A 16,225-nucleotide genomic window follows, 5' to 3' on the forward strand; every position below is an offset into this window, starting at 1 on the left:
AACGCCCTGCGCAAGGGCGCATCTGCTGCAAACCCGCGGGCGCTTGCGCTTGTCGCCATTCTGGTTGCATCGGCGGCGGCAGCGATGGGGGATTTCGCTTCGCCGCGCGTCGAGCATGTGTTGCTCGGCGCGCTTGCCGTGCTATTCGGCGCGGGGGCATCGCTTGGGATTGTCTACACGCTGCTGGCCGGTGTTCTGGTCGGGCGTTTCTTCAAGCGCAGCGTCAGGTTGCCGGCGCAGTTTCCCGGCGTGACGGTGGTGAAACCGCTGCATGGCGACGAATGGCAATTGCCCGAGCATCTCGCGTCGTTTTTCAATCAGGATTACCCAGGACCGGTTCAGTATCTCTTCGGCGTGCATGATGCGAACGATGCCGCGCTCAAACGGGTCGAGGCGCTCCGTGCGCGTTATCCCGACGCGCACATCACCATCGTGGCGGATGGGCGGCTTTACGGGCCGAACCGCAAGATCGCGAATCTCGTCAATATGCTCGAGCATGTCAGCCACGACATTCTGTGTTTCGCGGACAGCGACGTGCGAGTCGACGAATCGTATCTGCGTCACGTCGTGGGCACGCTCGGCGAGCCGGGTGTGGGTCTGGTCACCACGGTCTATCGCGGACTTTGCGCGCCCGGTTACTGGCCGCGTATCGCCGCGGCGCTCACGAACTATCATTTCCTCCCTGGCGTGATCACGGGCGTAGCGATCGGGCGGGCCCGGCCGTGTTTTGGACAGACGATTGCGATCACGCGCCAAACGCTCGACGCCGTTGGCGGTCTCCAGCAGTTCGCCCATCATCTCGCCGAAGACCACGCGCTGGGCGAGGCCGTGCGCCGCATCGGCGCGACGGTGGCGATTCCGCCCGTGACCGTCCAGCACGCCTGCGTGGAAGCGACGTTCGCAGAGTTCTTCAGTCACGAATTGCGCTGGAGCCGCACGATTCGCGCGGCCGATCGCTCCGGCCACCTGGGCGCCGTGCTGATGCATCCCTTGCCCTTGGCGCTGCTTGCCGTGGCGTTCTCCGGTGGTGCGCTAGCGGCATGTTTCATCGCCTGCGCCGCCGTACTGGCCCGCGCCCTGCTGGTGCTCAGGGTCGATCGCGCCACGAACAGCCGCACCCACGGGTTGTGGAATCTGCCGCTCTGGGACATGCTGCAATTTGCGGTCTATCTCGCGAGTTTCTGTTCGTCCGCCGTGGTGTGGCGCGGCATTCGATTCAGTGTGGATGGCAACGGCATGCTGTCGCCTGTCCATGACGAGTGAGCGAGGCGGCATGATGATCGCTTTCTCGAAGAGGGCAATGCACGCAAGAGGGCGTGACAGATGAAGCAGCTTGGTCGTATAGCAGCACTGGCCGGTTTTGCCGTGGCCGTGTACCTGGTGTGGCGCGAACATCCGGCGACGACATGGCGCCTGATGCGCGATGCGGGATTCGGTCTCGTACTCGCGGCAATTGTGCATATCCTGCCGATGTGGGCGAATGCATGGGATTGGCGCACGCTGATCCGTCCCGCCGAGCGTCCGTCCTTGCTGACGATGCTTAAGGTGGTCTGGATCCGCGAATCGGTGAACGGTCTTTTGCCGGTGGCGCGCGTGGGCGGCGAGATCGTGTCGTTCCGGCTGCTTGGCCGTGCGGGCGTGCGTCCCGCGACGGCGTTGGGCAGCCTCGTCGTCGACGTTCAACTGACGCTCATCAGCCAGCTTCTGTATGCATTCCTCGCCTGCGCCTACGTGCTGCACTATTCCACTTCCAGCGCGGCGCGCCCGATCGAAACGCTGCTATGGAGCATTGGCGCGGCCGTCCCCATTCTGGTGATTTTCTCGCTGGTCCAGCATGCGCGGCCGTTCGAGCGGCTGGCTCGCGTGCTCAATCAGGCCACGAGCGGCAAGTTGCTGGCCCTCGTCGGCAAGTCGGTCAGGATCGACCAGGCCGTCAAGCTGATCTGGCGTCGCCGGGGCGTCGTGCTTCGCTACCTGTTCATCTGGCAGACGATCCAGTGCGCCGGGTTCGCGCTCGAAATCTGGATCGCGCTGCGCGTGCTGGGCGCCGAGCCGACTTTCGCTCAAGCCTGCGTGATCGAAGCGTTGATTCAAGTGGTCAGCAGCATTGCGTTTCTCGTGCCCGCGAATCTGGGCGTGCAGGAGGGTGGTTTCGTGCTGATCGGCTCCTTGTTCGGATTCGATGCCCCCACTTGCCTCGCGCTTGCGGGCGCACGGCGGATCCGCGATCTGCTGTTCTATGTGCCGGGTCTCGTCGCGTGGCAACTGGCCGAGTATGTGAAGCCGCGAGAAAGCCAGTCGGGCGCTGCTGCCGCGTCGTGGAATGGCGCGGAGCGCAGCGCCGGGAAGTGAAGTCGCGGGCAGTAACGCCGCGCACGCAATACAATTCGATGTTGGCCGCCTGACTTGCTATGAGCCGGTGGCCGGTCATCCAGAAATTGGCAACAAGCTATGCATGTACAGATTGCGTCGGATCTCCACCTCGATGCCCTGCAAAACAAGTTCCCCGCGAGCCTCCCACTGGAGCCCGCGACCGATGCCGATCTGCTGATACTCGCGGGCGACATCCACCTCGGTGCGGCCGCAGTGGAACGGTTCGCCGACTGGCCCGTGCCGGTGGTCTACGTCAGCGGCAACCACGAGGCTTACGGCGCACGCTACAACGAAACCGTGACGGAGATCGCCGCCCGTGCGCAAGGGACGAACGTCCATTACCTCGAGCGCAGTTCGATCGAGTGGAACGGTGTGCGCTTTCTGGGCTGTTGCCTATGGACGGATTACGAGTTCTACGGCGACCGCGCAACGAGCATGGCTTACGCGCGCGAAGCGATGTCCGATCACCAGGCGATTCGATGCGAAGACGGTTCGCCGTTCGGCCCCGAGGAAGCGCTGGCCGAGCATCGGAGTGCGATCCAGTGGCTCGTCAGGGAACTCGCCGTACCTTTTCGCGGGAAAACGGTTGTTATCACGCATCATGGTGTTTCGCCCGATTCTGTCCACGAACGGTTTCGCGATCATCCGGTCAACGCGGGGTTTCTCAGCGACCTGCGCAAGCTGCTGCCCTTTGCGGATCTCTGGATTCATGGGCATGTGCACGACTCCTTCGATTACCGCTCAGGCGGCGCGCGAGTCATTGCGAACCCGCGTGGTTATCCGCTGAACCTCGCGTCGGCGCAAAGCATGGCCGACTTGCAGTGGGAAAATCGGGCGTTCGATCCGCGTTGCGTCGTCGAGCTTTGATGGCTTCAGAGCAGGCGGATCGAGTCGATGCGCTGGGGCCGCTTTAGTGATCGGTCGAGACCGTTACCGCCTCCCACGCGCGGATCTCCTGTTCCAGCGCCGACAGTTTGCCCCTCACGAGCCCGAGCGCGTCGCTCCCGAGCAATAGATGAGCAGGAGGGTGCTCCGAGGCGATAACCGCGAGCATCGCCTGCGCGGCCTTGCGGGGGTCTCCCAGTTGCTTGCCGCTTTTCTCCTCGCGGGCCTGGCGGATCGGATCGAACAGGACGTCGTAATCGGCAATCGAACGGGGCGTGCGCGTCATCGAGCGGCCTGCCCAGTCGGTGCGGAACGAACCCGGCGCGACGGCGGTCACGGCGATGCCGAAAGGCGCGACCTCCTTGCCCAATGCCTCGGAGATGCCTTCCAATGCGAATTTGCTTCCGCAGTAGTAAGCAATGCCAGGCATGGTGATATATCCGCCCATCGACGTGATATTCAGAATGTGGCCGCGTTTGCGCGCGCGCATGAAGGGCAGGACGGCCTTCATCATGGCAACGGCGCCAAACACGTTCACATCGAATTGCCGGCGCATCTCGGACAACGACGACTCTTCCATGATGCCTTCGTGGCCGTAACCGGCATTGTTGACCAGCACATCGATGGGGCCGACGTCGGCCTCGATGCTGGCCACGATGCCGTCGATCGCGTCGAAGTCGGTGACGTCGAGCACGCGCGCATGGGCGGCCTGCCCGGAGTGCGCTTCGAAATCGCGCGCGGCCTCGGCGCTTCTTACCGTACCGACGACCTGGTGACCCGCCGCTAGCGCCTCTTGTGCGAGCGCGCGGCCGAAGCCGCTGCTGACGCCCGTGATGAGCAGAGTCTTGCTGGATGCCATGGTGGTTGCTCTCGATTCGTGTCAGGAGAGTGCATGGTAGTCTGAGTAAAATGGCAAAATAAGCAAGATTCAACTATTCATCTTGCCTAAAGCTATGAGCGTTAAGCCGATGTATCCCCAGCATCCGAGCTCCTCTTCGCGTAATCGCAACCGCAAGCGCATGATCGCGTTGCTTCGCGAATTGGCGCCGGATGAAGGCTACAACCTCACGGCGCAGCCGGGCGTTCGCATCCTGCGCTCGAACCGGCCCTTGTCGCGCACGCCCGTGCTTTACGACCCCGGCATCGTGATCGTGTGCCAGGGCCGCAAGCGGGGGTATTTCGGCGACCAGCTCTATCTGTACGACGAGGACCACTACCTCGCTGTGTCCGTGCCGGTGCCGTTCAGCATGGAAACCGAAGCGACCGAGGCGCACCCTCTACTCGCGCTATATCTGCACCTGGATTTCGTCCTCGCGGCCGAACTGGCGGCGCAGATTGATGGTGAAGGCACGATGGAGCCCGTGCAGGCGCCGCAAAGCATGATGTCGACGCCGATGGACGACGCGATGCAGGTATCCGTGTTGCGTTTTCTGGAGGCGATGGGGCGGCCGCTCGAAGCCGCCGTATTGGGACCGGGCCTGCTGCGCGAACTGTATTTCCGTGTGCTCACCGGCGCGCAAGGCAGTTCGATGCGCGAGGCGCTGGCGATGAAAGGACAGTTCGGCCGCATAGGCCGATCGCTACGCCTGATTCATGCCGACTACGCACAGGCTCTGGACGTGACGCAACTGGCCGGGGAGGCCGGCATGAGCGTGCCGAGCTTCCACAGCCACTTCAAGACCATCACCCAGGTGTCGCCGATGCAGTATGTCAAGTCGACGCGCTTGCATCAGGCTCGCATGTTGATGGTCCGCCAGGACCTCAGCGCCGAAGCGGCCAGCCACGCGGTGGGCTACACGAGCGCGTCCCAGTTCAGCAGGGAGTTCAAGCGACTGTTTGGCCTGACGCCGGCCGCAGAGGCGAAACGCTTGCGCGAGAGCTTTGCTCTCCCGGAGTCATTCGATGATGCGATTTACGTCTCGTCGCATTGAGTCGCTAAACCGATCCGATGTTAGATAATTCGGTATCCTGCTTATTGCCGACTACAACCTCCCGTCGTCATCGCCATGCACTTGCCCGAGTATTTCGACCGGCCGGTATTCGCTCGGCGGCACGCCCAACTCGCGGCGGAACATGTCGCTGAAGCTGCTGGGCAGATAGCCGAGCAGGCGCGCCACGGCGCTCACCGACTGGCCTTCGGCGAGCCGCGAAACGGCAATCGCCAGTTGCACCTGACGCCGCCATTGTGCGAATCCCAACCCCAGTTCCCGCGTGAACAGACGCGCAAGGGTGCGCACGCTCGCGCCCACCGACGCCGCATGCTGCTCGAAGGCGATCTCGTTCGAAGGTTGGTCGATCACGGCGCGGCACAGCATTGCAAGCCGGCGGTCGCCCGAGCCCGAAGTGTCCGGCAGCGGCACGCGTAGCGACGAACGGCGCGCGTGCGCCAGTTCCATCGCGGCGAGTTGTGAGGCGGTGGCGAGCCAGGCGTCGTCGCGCTCGGCCTCGTGTTCGGCGATGGTGCGGATCAGCTCGCGCAGCAGACCGTCGATCTGGAACACCTCGCAGCGCGCGCTCAGATGGCCGATATCGCGCTCGTGCAGATACAGATTGCGCATCTCGACCTCGCTCATCATATGGATCGCGTGCGGCGTGCCGGGCGGCAGCCAGACGGCGCGCTGCGGCGGTACGACGAGCGCTTCGCGGCCCGCCTCGACCCACATCACGCCGGAGACGGCATAGAGCACCTGCGCCCAGGTGTGCGAGTGCGGCTCGATCTGCAGGCCGCGCGGATAGTGGCGCGCGAGCGAGCGTCCACGGCCGGGGGCGTCATCGAGAACAGGGGGCGCGGCGCGGGTCATAATGGTGCGAGGCGGCAAGGCGAAAGGCGAAGATGAATACGCTATCACGAGCGCGCCGCGCACGGGGTTTAGAAGCGATACGTCAGCGTAATCTGCGCGACCGGATACCAGCGGTATCCGCTTACCTTGTCGTTCAGCCGCTGTTCTTCGAGTGCGATGTTCGCGGGCGTGGCGAACAGTTGATAGATCGACGGCACGTTGTACGCCACGCGCGGGCGCCCATAGGCCACGCCGAGATCCACCGCAAGCCCGAAGCCGCGCGTCGCGCGCCGATGACCGTAGCCCAGGCCGATATACGGCATGGCCCGCGGCAGCGTGATGGTGGCTTCGGGGGCAGGCCCCACTGCGGGCACATAGGTATTGCCGATCACATAGTTGCCGAGCGCATTGGGCACGGCATGACCGTCGAACGAATCATCGTTGATCAACACACCGGCGCTGAGACGGAATCCGTTGGAGGCGAACGGAAACAGATCGCCATAGAGGCCTCCCTGTAGCAGCTTGACGCGTCCTTCGTAGCGGCCGCCGTCGACCGAGGCCGACGAATCGAAGCCCATCCCCTCGATGTCCGCGCGCAAACCGAAATGCGTGCCGAGGTTGATCGCGAGGCCCGGTCCCACGCCCAGCGTGCCGCCAGTTAGATAGGCTTCCTGTGCATAAGCGCCGCATGGGGCGATTGTCGTGCAGACGATGGCCAGCGCCGCCCGGATGAGGCGGGATGGCCTGCCTTGTCTCGTCCTTGCTGCTCTCATCGGTTCCCCTCGTCGTGTTGAGCCAGTCGTTGTGTTGATGGGCTGAACTTTAGGCCCGTGCGTCCGGGTTCGATACGAAAAGGAAGTGGGGATTCGCGGTCTAAATCAGACGTGATCGACGGTCCTTGTCGGAATCCTGGTCATGTAGGAAAGATCTGTCTTGACGCAGGAAGGAGGGTTTTTTTAGGATTCGAGCCAATCTGGATTCGACGTACATCTGGCGTCATTCGTCGATTTCGATACAAGGCATCAGACGTGGCCGGATCGTTGATCGCGCCGTGCCGAATGCGTCAAACCACCTTTGCAAGGGAGTTCACATGGCTCGTCATCACGTGGCGTTCACGGTTTGCGGAGCGCTCCTGAGCGCGTTGATGGTCGTGGCGCTGGGTGCCTGCGGTGGAGGTGGCGGCGGGGGCGCTAGCGCTGCGGTTTCAACCGGTGTCTCGGCGGGGGCGGCATCGGGGGCGAGTGCGTCGTCAGCGGCATCGGACAGCGGCGCGTCGAGCAGTCCTGCGGCAGCGTCGGCACCAGCGGCCAGCAGCACACCCTCTAACGGGGCCACGGCCAATGTGCTGAGGCTGTCGACCGCGGTGCAAAACCAGACCGTCGCGAAGGATGCGGCGGCCTCGGGAATGCTCGCAAGCGTGGGCGTGGCAGGCGTCTATATGGCCGCCGCGAAGCCGTTCCTCACGGCGGTGCTGGCAGGCGCGCCGGCCACGACGGCGAACTGCGCCAAGGGCGGCACCGTTGCCACGGTCGTCAGCAATGCCGGTGCGCCAGGCGTGCGGGCAGGCGAGACAGCCAGTGTCTCGTTCAGCCAATGCGTGGGGCAGATTGCGGCGCCGGAGTTGTCGTCCGCCGATGCGCTTGGCGGAAACGTGAGCTTCGCGGTGCAGTCCGTACAGGGCAGCGTGGGCAGCCGCACGGCGAACTGGTCCTACAGCGCGACCGAGACCGCGAACGCGCTAGCCATCGATTCGTCGAGTGGCTCGACGACCTTCAACGGGACGGTCACGTTCACCGTGGCTTATGACGCGGCCACGGCAACCATGACCACGACGGCGAGCGCGCCAAACCTGACGATTGAGAGAACGCAGACGTCGGCGTCTGGCACGTCACTAGATGGAACGATTTCGATTGGCTCGCTCACATGGACCGATGTCGATAACGTTGCGACCACAACCGAAACGTTGAACGCGTCGTGCGCGGTGAGCGATGTCGTTGCGGGTGTCACGCTCGCGTTCGACGTGACGACGCCGGTTTCGCTCACGATAGCCAACGGCGCGATCGGTGCAGGCACGCAGCAGCTTTCTACCGCGGATACGACGGAAAGCATTGTCGCGCAAAACGCCGCGACGTTCGCGATTACCGTGACGTCTCAGGGCTTGACGGGTGTGTGGACGCAGAGCGCGAGTTCGCTGGCGTCGTGAGTGGTGCGACTAGAGCCAATGGCGGCCTTAACCGGCAAATCACAATGATAAAAGGCCCGCGAACGATATGCGGGCCTTCGGGGTCATTCTTGCGTGGGGGCATCTTTCCATTCACTTAGAATTGCGCTGTTCCATACACCGAGTTCGATCGCTCTCTGTAGCATCCCAACGGTAAGTGGCTCCCGGGGTTCGTATTTTTGGATTCCCCAACGTCGGTGTAGCCAATTCGTGAAAATAGAAAACGGCCACATACTGAACCCTTCCATCTCAAAGTAACGATGGAAATCGAAATCACCCGGTTCGACGTTAAAGTGCTTCGCGAACGCGTCCATAAAGTCATCCGCGTCATCTCCCGTCACGCCTAAATCGTCTTCCAGCGTATCGGATGCGTTCAACTGCCGCTTCGAGGATAGACCGATCTCCCGACGGACGAAATCCTCCAGTTCAACCGAGACTGCCTGTGGTTGCATCGTTGATCTGGTCCTCTGGTCGGGCGAGTTGGTTATAGTGGAGAACCGTCAAGGTAGCGATTTTGACGACATCATAGACCGTTATGGCCCAGCCGATATACGGTGTCCACCGTCCTATGAAAACTCCAAGGCTGTTAACCATGCGGAATTTCATATTCAGCAGTGATTTGTTCGTTAGCGTTGGCAGAATCTGGCGCTCGAAATTGTAATCGAACAGCGCACGGCTGACGCGAGAGGCAATCGACGTTCCTTTGGTCGCATCTCCGAATTTGCCCCGAGTTGGGAGAAAGGGTTGCCCCGCCAGGATGGCGACTACCGACCCAATCTGCTGTATGTCGAGCGCCTTAACTGCTTCCTCGACCATCACACAGAAGAACAGCCCTTGCGGCGTGAGGTTCTTGCGTTCACCGTAGGTATAGCGAGTGGCCCTTTCTGGTGGAACGTCAGCAATTTGGCGTTCATATTCGTTCATTGTTGACCTCGCGTAGGTCAGGCGATAGTGATTAGGAAAGCAGAAAAGTTCCAGCGTATATCTGGTTTTTCCGATGTCCATGGAATTGGAAAAAAACTTTGATTGACGTCATTTTTTCGGTATCTTAATGAGACTCGTAGGTCTAGCGGTGCCGAGGAATCGGCAGGCGCATCTCCCCCGCCAATAAAAAAAGCCGCTCTCACGAGCGGCCTTTCTCACCAGCTTTTCTCACCACCCATCACGCGAACCCAAAGCCCGCGTGACCGGCTGGCAATCAATCCTCCAACAACGAAAGATCGCGCACCGCGCCCTTGTCGGCCGACATCACCAGCTTCGCATACGCCTTGAGCGCAGCCGAAACCTTGCGCGGACGCGGTTGCGCCGGCTTCCAGCCCTTCGCGTTCTGCTCTTCGCGACGACGCGCCAGCTCTTCATCCGACACCAGCACGTTGATCGTGCGATTCGGAATGTCGATGCGGATCTTGTCGCCATTGCGCACGAGACCGATCGCGCCGCCTGCCGCTGCTTCCGGCGAGCAGTGACCGATCGACAGACCCGAGGTGCCGCCGGAGAAACGACCATCGGTCAACAGCGCGCAGTCCTTGCCCAGACCCTTCGACTTGATATAGCTGGTCGGGTAGAGCATTTCCTGCATGCCGGGGCCGCCCTTGGGGCCTTCGTAGCGCACGATCACCACGTCGCCGGCCTTGACCTTGTCGGCGAGAATGTTCGCGACCGCTTCGTCCTGCGATTCGGTCACGTGCGCCGTGCCTTCGAACACGTGGATGCTTTCATCGACACCTGCCGTCTTCACCACGCAGCCATCCAGCGCGATATTGCCGGTCAGGACGGCCAGGCCGCCTTCCTTCGAGAACGCGTGCTCGTACGAGCGGATGCAGCCTTCGGCGCGATCCGAGTCGAGGCTCGGCCAGCGCGTGTTCTGGCTGAACGCCACCTGGCTGGGGACGCCTGCCGGGCCGGCCATGTAGAACGTCTTGACCGCTTCGTCCTGGGTGCGGGTGATGTCCCACTGATTGAGCGCGTCGCCAAGCGTCGGCGCATGCACGGTCGGCACGTCGGTGTGCAGCTTGCCCGCGCGTTCCAGCTCGCCCAGGATCGCCATGATGCCGCCTGCGCGGTGCACGTCTTCGATGTGGTACTTGTTGGTGTTCGGCGCGACCTTGCACAACTGCGGCACGACGCGCGAGAGGCGGTCGATGTCGGCCATCGTGAATTCGATCTCGGCTTCCTGGGCGATGGCCAGCAGGTGCAGGATCGTGTTGGTCGAGCCGCCCATGGCGATGTCGAGCGTGATGGCGTTTTCGAAGGCCTTGAAGCCCACCGAGCGCGGCAGCACGCGGTCGTTCTCGCCTTCGTAGTATTCGCGCGTGAGCGAGACGATGCGCTGGCCGGCGCGCTTGAAGAGCTGTTCGCGGTCCGCGTGCGTGGCGACCACCGTGCCGTTGCCCGGCAGCGAGAGGCCCAGCGCTTCGGTCAGGCAGTTCATCGAGTTGGCCGTGAACATGCCCGAGCACGAGCCGCAGGTCGGGCAGGCCGAGCGTTCGACTTCGGCGACTTCGGCGTCGGAGAACTTGCTGTCGGCGGCGATCACCATCGCGTCGATCAGGTCGAGCTTCTTGACTTCGATGGCCTTGGTGACCGGGTTCGCGAGACGCGTCTTGCCGGCTTCCATCGGGCCGCCCGACACGAAGATCACGGGGATGTTCAGGCGCATCGCGGCCATCAGCATACCCGGGGTGATCTTGTCGCAGTTCGAGATGCAGACCATGGCGTCGGCGCAGTGCGCGTTGACCATGTACTCGACCGAGTCGGCGATGATGTCGCGGCTCGGCAGCGAGTAGAGCATGCCGTCGTGGCCCATCGCGATGCCGTCGTCGACTGCGATGGTGTTGAATTCCTTGGCGACGCCGCCCGCAGCCTCGATTTCGCGCGCGACGAGCTGGCCCAGGTCCTTCAGGTGCACGTGACCCGGCACGAACTGGGTGAACGAGTTGACGACGGCGATGATCGGCTTGGCGAAGTCTTCGTCTTTCATGCCGGTGGCGCGCCAGAGGGAGCGCGCACCTGCCATGTTGCGGCCGGAGGTGGAGGTTTTGGAACGGTATGCGGGCATCGTGGGTGCTAGTGAAAAGTCGCTGAAAAATTAGCGGGCCACGGGAATAAAGGCCCCTTGCACGCCCTCGCGGCCCACCTTTTGAGCGGCGCCCCGGGCAAAAACGGTAATTATCCCATATGGACGGGGATGACGTGCCGGTGCCCCGTTTTCAGGTGTTTGCGTGCGCGCGCAAGGGTTTCTCGCGAAAGCGGCCGGGCTCGGAGGTAAACCGGCGAAAAAACAGGCGAAAAAAAACCGCACGCGAGACTCGCATGCGGTTTTTGACGATCCCCAGGATCGTGCTGCGCCGGCCGACACTGCCAGCCGGCACGCGACATCAGAAGATGTTGCGCAGGCCGACTGCAACGCCGGTCTGGTTGTTGCGGCCCGGGAAGTCGGCCGTTGCCGCGCCCGTGCCACGGGTGAAGTCGACCGTCGTATAGACTTCCGTGCGCTTGGACAGCGCGTACTCGGCAAGCAGTACGGCCGAGTAGCGGATGCCCGTGCTCAGCGTTGCGCCGTCCGAGTTCAGCGCGTTGCTGGCGTGGTCGTAGTAGTAAGCGGCGGTCAGCGTCAGCGGAGCCGTCACTTGCCACACAGCGCCGGCGTAGAGGCCGTTGTCGATGCGGTTGGTGCCCGTCACAGGCGTCGAGAAGCTCGCAGCCGGCGAACCGGACGCTGCCATGTACATGTCGACGATGCCGGTGTTGTCCTGGCCATAGAGCCAGCCTGCCATCGCCTTGACCGGGCCGATCTGGTACACGCCGCTCACGTTGACCACACGGTACTTGTTGTTGTGCAGGTCGCTGTTTTGCTGGTAGCCGGCGTCGAGCGAAACCGGGCCGAACGAGTACGCCGCGGTCACGCCGTACATGTTGTTCGCGCCGGTGCTGCCTGCCACGCCGCCGAAGCTGTACATCGCTTCGACTTCGAGGCCGCCGAAGTGGCCGTCATACTTGACCGAGTTGTTCTGACGCAGACCGTAGCCGAGTGCGCCCGGCAGCCAGCTGTCCTGGTCGAAGTTGCCAACCGTCAGCGGGTCGAACACATTGCCGAGCTGGTCGAACAGCGGGGTGTTCTGGCGGCCGAGCGTCACGGCGCCGTACTGGTTGCTTTGCAGACCGACATACGCCATCCGGTTGAACAGCGTGCCGGAGCTGGCCATCTGGCCGTTCCAGAGGTTGAAGCCGCTTTCGAGGCGGAACACCGCCGACAGACCGCCACCCAGATCTTCCTGGCCCTTCAGGCCCCAGCGGCTGCCGGTGATCGGGCCGACGCCCATCTGGACTTCGCTGTCGTTGTTGGCGTTGGCGTTCGTGAGGTAGCGGACGCTGGTATCGACGATACCGTACAGCGTGACCGAGCTTTGCGCGAAAGCGGACTGGGCCGAGACGGCCAGCAGGAGGGCGCCGAGTGCTGCGGTGGTCTTCTTCATGTAATCCCCGTTTGTATTCGTTGATCCAGCGGTGCAGGGGTGCGAGCGCTGGCGTTAGTCTTCAAACCGTTTATCGAGGGCGGTGTCCCGCGCACGAAAGTGGCGATAATATTTCGAACCATTAAAACTTCTGCAATAAATTTGTCGTGGTGTCGCACAGGCACAACATGGACTGGCGCTTCGCGCAATTGCCCGCTATTCGGGGCGTCGGCGGATTTTTGTTGCCTTTGCAACGCGGTTTGCAGTCCGCCTCGGCATTAAATTGCGAGCGGGTAATATGAACGGCTTGAAACGGGGTTTCCCCTAATTCTTTCTTTCGCGCGATTGGCTCGTTTGCCGCATTGACCGCATTTGCCCATGAATACCCAGGCTCTCGCAGTTCACGACGATGGTCCAGAAGGCCTCTATACGCGCGGCTCGGGCGCAGCGCGTGAATGGTGGCGCGTCTCGCTGTCCGAGCGCGCGAACATGTTCCGCATCGAGCACGGCCACGGCGTCGTCGAGGCGGGTGCGGTGGACATCGACACGGTCGTCGATCTCGACAACCTGGAGGCCAAACTGCTCAAGTGGCGCCGCGAGGGCTTCGTCTCAGGGGGCGAGCGCGAGGACGAGGCGCGCGCCAGCGAGGCGGGCAGCCGCTTCGCGGCCGAGCTTCGGCGCGCGGCAGGGGCGGCGCTCGCGGCGCGCAAGGCGGCGCAGGGCCAGCCTGAGAGCGCTTACGTGCGCATCGGCAATGTCGACATGCCGCTTGCGCACGCCGGCACGCCCTCGGCGCTGGTGCCGGGCATCAACCCCGCGTATCTCTTCACCGCGCTCGCCGACGACATCGCGCTCGATATCGTCGAGAACCGCCGCATCATGCTGATCGGCCACACGGGCTCGGGCAAGACCAGTTTCATCGAGCAGGTCGCCGCGCGCACGGGACATGGCGTGCTGCGCGCGAACATGAACGGCCAAAGCACCATCGGCGACTTCGTGGGCTTCTGGACCGTGAAGGGCGGCGAGACGGTGTGGGTGGACGGCGTGCTGCCCGTGGCGATGCGCGAGGGCTACTGGCTCATCATCGACGAACTCGATTTCGCCGAGCCGTCGATTCTGGCCGTGCTCACCGCCGTGCTGGAACCCAAAGGCCGGCTGCTGCTCAAGGAGCGCGGCAACGAGATCGTGGCGCCGCATCCGTCGTTCAGGCTGTTCGCCACGGCCAATGCTGCGGGCGCGATGAGCGCGTATCGGCACCTGTATCAGGGCGCGAATCTGCTCAACGAGGCTTTCCTCGACCGCTGGCGTGTGTATCTGTTCGACTATCTGTCGAAAGATGAGGAAACCGAAGTATTGGTGCGGACCTTGCCCTCGTTGACGCGAGAACTTGCGCACACGCTCGCCGCGATCGCCGCCGACTGCCGTGCCGCGTTCGCACGCGAAGATCTGGCGAGTGCGTTTTCCACGCGCCGCCTGATCGACTGGGCCGAGTTGATGCTGCGCGCGGGCGACGCCGAACGTGCCGCCGGTCCTGCGATCTACGCGAAAGTGAGCGCCGAGGACGCGGCGCTCATTCGCAGCATCATCCGTCATCATGCGATCTTCGACGCCGATTCCGGCGCGAACGCGTGATGTGAGCCGTTCATGGACAACGCCCGGATCGATGAACTCGAAGTGCGCCTGGGCAAGCTCGCGCGCGTGCTGACCGGCGAGCCGCGGCTGGCCGTGTCGATCGGCGCGGGCGGGCCGCGTGCGGAACGCGAGCGTTTCGTGCTGCCATCGCGTGTGCTTGATTCAATAAAGGATTCCGAAGCAATTGAGGATGTCGAAGCGGAAGAGGCGCTGCTGACCGGCTACCTCGATCTGCTGGCGGCGCGCTGGCGGCATAGCGCGGCGTATCGGCTCGATACTGTGCAGGCGGGGGTGACGGGGCGTATCGCGCAGACTATCGAAGACCGTCGCGTGCTGGCGCGTCTCGTGGCCGATTTTCCGGGCGCGCGGCGATATGTGTCGCGTTGGCGCGCGCAACTCGCAAGCGATGCCGCACGGCGCTGGCAGATGCTCACGTGGCCCGAGCGGCTGGTTTGGGCGATCGAACGCACGCTATGGGACGAGCCGCCCGACGTGAACGAGCGCGAGGTGGTCGCGCTGGCGGCGGCGCTACGCGTGCTCGATGACGAGAACGGGCCACTGCCGGCGGCGCGCGCGAGCCAGTCGACCGGCGCGAGCGTGCGGGCCGCACAGGCCATCGTCGCGGGCGTGCGCTCGCTGGCCTCGCGTGGCGCGAACAACATGATGCAGACGGCGCATCCGATCGAAGAGCTGGATGACGAATCGCTCGCGCGCGAGCTCGACGCGTTCGGTGCGCACGACGACACGGATTTCGCACTGACGCTGGAAGGCGATGAAGCGCAAGACGCCGCGCGCCAACCGGGCGCGCAGACACTCGATGCGGCCGATCAGGCGCAGGACGCGGCATCCGCGCCCGGCGCGGCGCTCTCCGAAGCCGACACCGCGCCGTCACGCGCGGCCAGCGTCGAAGCCGCCTTCGCGAAACCGCCGCGCTCGATCCCGCTCACCACGGCCTTCGACGTGGTCACCGACCTCACCGGCAGCGGCGACGCCACCGCGTGGCGCAAGCTGCGCACACTCGCGCGCGCAGAAACAGGCGCGCTCAAGACGCATCTCGAACGCGTGCTCAAGGCCGATGAACTCACCCACTGGAAGCGCGAGCAGGAGCGCGGCGAGATCGACCGCGCCGCGCTTGCGCGCCTGGCGGTTTCGCGCGGCTATCGCACGCCGTTTCGCGTGAGCAGCAAGGCGAGCGGGCGCGATGCGGCCGTGACGCTGTTGCTCGACCTGAGCGGATCGATGGCGGGGCGCAAGATCGAACTCGCGCGCCTGTGCGCCGCCGCGCTGACCGACGCGCTGCTGCAACTGGACTTCGAGGCCGAAGTGCTCGGTTATAGCTCGGTGGAATCCGCGCCGATGCGCGCGCATTACGAGCGCGAGCGCGCGGCGGGCGTGGATTTGCGCGGCTATAACCGCTTTGTCGAGCGGCTCGATCTGCGCGTTTTCAAGCGCTTCGACGCGCGTGATCCGAGCGGTCTTGCGGCCATCGACTGCGGCCATGAAAACCCCGACGGCGAGGCGCTGGCGTGGGCCGCCGCCCGGCTCACGGCGCGCAAGGCCCGGCGACGCCTGCTGTTCGTGCTCTCGGACGGCTATCCGTCCACCAGCGACGGCGACCCCGCGATCCTGCGCAGCGATCTGCGCGCGCGGGTGGCCGAGGTGGGCGAGCAGGGGATCGAACTCGTTGGCATCGGCATTCAGGACGACGCTGTGGAGGCGTTTTATCCGCATGCGGTGGTCGTGCGCAGACTCTATGAGCTACCCGCAGTGGCGTTTTCGACGTTGAGCCGGATGCTTGCGCGGCGGCGCTGAATGCGGCGTTGCGGCGCGGCCGCGCCTTGCATGCGGCGCAGGCGTGATATACCTTGACGGACAAAACG

Annotated in this window: 14 protein-coding genes; 7 read left to right on the forward strand and 7 right to left on the reverse strand. The window is 63.7% G+C overall.

All coding sequences use genetic code 11. The annotated features are described in order from the left end of the window. Positions 1–84 precede the first annotated feature (84 nt). The 3 genes from hpnI (at position 85) to U5782_RS23515 (ending at position 3,240) form a co-directional block, all read left to right on the forward strand. Positions 85–1,263, forward strand: a complete 1,179-nt coding sequence (hpnI, locus tag U5782_RS23505) for a bacteriohopanetetrol glucosamine biosynthesis glycosyltransferase HpnI (RefSeq protein WP_322046424.1) — start codon at positions 85–87, stop codon at positions 1,261–1,263. A 60-nt stretch (positions 1,264–1,323) separates the two neighbouring features. Then, positions 1,324–2,352 carry a lysylphosphatidylglycerol synthase domain-containing protein gene (locus tag U5782_RS23510; RefSeq protein ID WP_322046281.1) on the forward strand — a complete coding sequence of 343 codons (1,029 nt, stop codon included), beginning with the start codon at positions 1,324–1,326 and terminating at the stop codon, positions 2,350–2,352. 99 nt (positions 2,353–2,451) lie between these two features. Further along, positions 2,452–3,240: a metallophosphoesterase gene (locus tag U5782_RS23515; RefSeq protein WP_322046282.1), complete on the forward strand. Its 789-nt coding sequence runs from the start codon at positions 2,452–2,454 to the stop codon at positions 3,238–3,240. Positions 3,241–3,283: 43 nt separating this feature from the next. On the opposite strand, the gene U5782_RS23520 is transcribed toward U5782_RS23515, so the two are convergent. After that, a complete protein-coding gene (locus U5782_RS23520; RefSeq protein WP_322046283.1) occupies positions 3,284–4,117 on the reverse strand; it encodes an oxidoreductase in 834 nt (277 codons plus the stop codon). Between the two features lie 160 nt (positions 4,118–4,277). Here U5782_RS23520 and U5782_RS23525 point away from each other — a divergent pair, with 160 nt between their 5' ends. Beyond that, entirely contained in the window at positions 4,278–5,189 is a 912-nt protein-coding gene (locus tag U5782_RS23525) for an AraC family transcriptional regulator (RefSeq protein WP_322046284.1), read from the forward strand. A 51-nt stretch (positions 5,190–5,240) separates the two neighbouring features. Here the strand turns inward: U5782_RS23525 and U5782_RS23530 are convergent, their stop codons facing one another. Further along, complete coding sequence (locus tag U5782_RS23530; protein ID WP_322046285.1) at positions 5,241–6,059, reverse strand: helix-turn-helix transcriptional regulator; 819 nt, start codon at positions 6,057–6,059, stop codon at positions 5,241–5,243. A 68-nt stretch (positions 6,060–6,127) separates the two neighbouring features. Next, positions 6,128–6,811, reverse strand: coding sequence for a hypothetical protein (locus U5782_RS23535; protein ID WP_322046286.1), 684 nt, complete (start codon positions 6,809–6,811; stop codon positions 6,128–6,130). A 317-nt stretch (positions 6,812–7,128) separates the two neighbouring features. Here U5782_RS23535 and U5782_RS23540 point away from each other — a divergent pair, with 317 nt between their 5' ends. Continuing rightward, positions 7,129–8,241, forward strand: coding sequence for a hypothetical protein (locus U5782_RS23540; RefSeq protein WP_322046287.1), 1,113 nt, complete (start codon positions 7,129–7,131; stop codon positions 8,239–8,241). A gap of 83 nt (positions 8,242–8,324) precedes the next feature. Here U5782_RS23540 and U5782_RS23545 read toward each other — a convergent pair whose 3' ends face one another. The 4 genes from U5782_RS23545 to U5782_RS23560 all read right to left on the reverse strand — a co-directional run bounded on the left by U5782_RS23545 (position 8,325) and on the right by U5782_RS23560 (position 12,734). Next, the gene (locus U5782_RS23545) at positions 8,325–8,711 is read right to left on the reverse strand and encodes a DUF1493 family protein (RefSeq protein WP_322046288.1); all 387 of its coding nucleotides are present in this window, start codon (positions 8,709–8,711) and stop codon (positions 8,325–8,327) included. Continuing rightward, entirely contained in the window at positions 8,686–9,183 is a 498-nt protein-coding gene (locus U5782_RS23550) for an STM2901 family protein (protein WP_322046289.1), read from the reverse strand. The genes U5782_RS23545 and U5782_RS23550 overlap by 26 nt, the downstream gene beginning before the upstream one ends. 274 nt (positions 9,184–9,457) lie before the next feature. Further along, the gene (gene ilvD / locus U5782_RS23555; protein ID WP_322046290.1) at positions 9,458–11,317 is read right to left on the reverse strand and encodes a dihydroxy-acid dehydratase; all 1,860 of its coding nucleotides are present in this window, start codon (positions 11,315–11,317) and stop codon (positions 9,458–9,460) included. A gap of 319 nt (positions 11,318–11,636) precedes the next feature. Beyond that, positions 11,637–12,734: a porin gene (locus U5782_RS23560; protein WP_322046291.1), complete on the reverse strand. Its 1,098-nt coding sequence runs from the start codon at positions 12,732–12,734 to the stop codon at positions 11,637–11,639. A gap of 357 nt (positions 12,735–13,091) precedes the next feature. On the opposite strand from U5782_RS23560, the gene U5782_RS23565 reads away from it, so the two are divergent. Together U5782_RS23565 and U5782_RS23570 are read left to right on the forward strand one after the other, a co-directional pair. Further along, positions 13,092–14,345: an AAA family ATPase gene (locus U5782_RS23565; protein ID WP_322046292.1), complete on the forward strand. Its 1,254-nt coding sequence runs from the start codon at positions 13,092–13,094 to the stop codon at positions 14,343–14,345. A gap of 12 nt (positions 14,346–14,357) precedes the next feature. After that, on the forward strand, positions 14,358–16,157 hold the full coding sequence (locus U5782_RS23570; RefSeq protein ID WP_322046293.1) for a cobaltochelatase CobT-related protein: 1,800 nt from the start codon (positions 14,358–14,360) through the stop codon (positions 16,155–16,157). The last annotated feature ends 68 nt before the right edge of the window (positions 16,158–16,225 follow it).

Origin of the sequence: Paraburkholderia sp. J67, assembly GCF_905220265.1 — a bacterium.
Classification (GTDB): Bacteria; Pseudomonadota; Gammaproteobacteria; order Burkholderiales; family Burkholderiaceae; genus Paraburkholderia.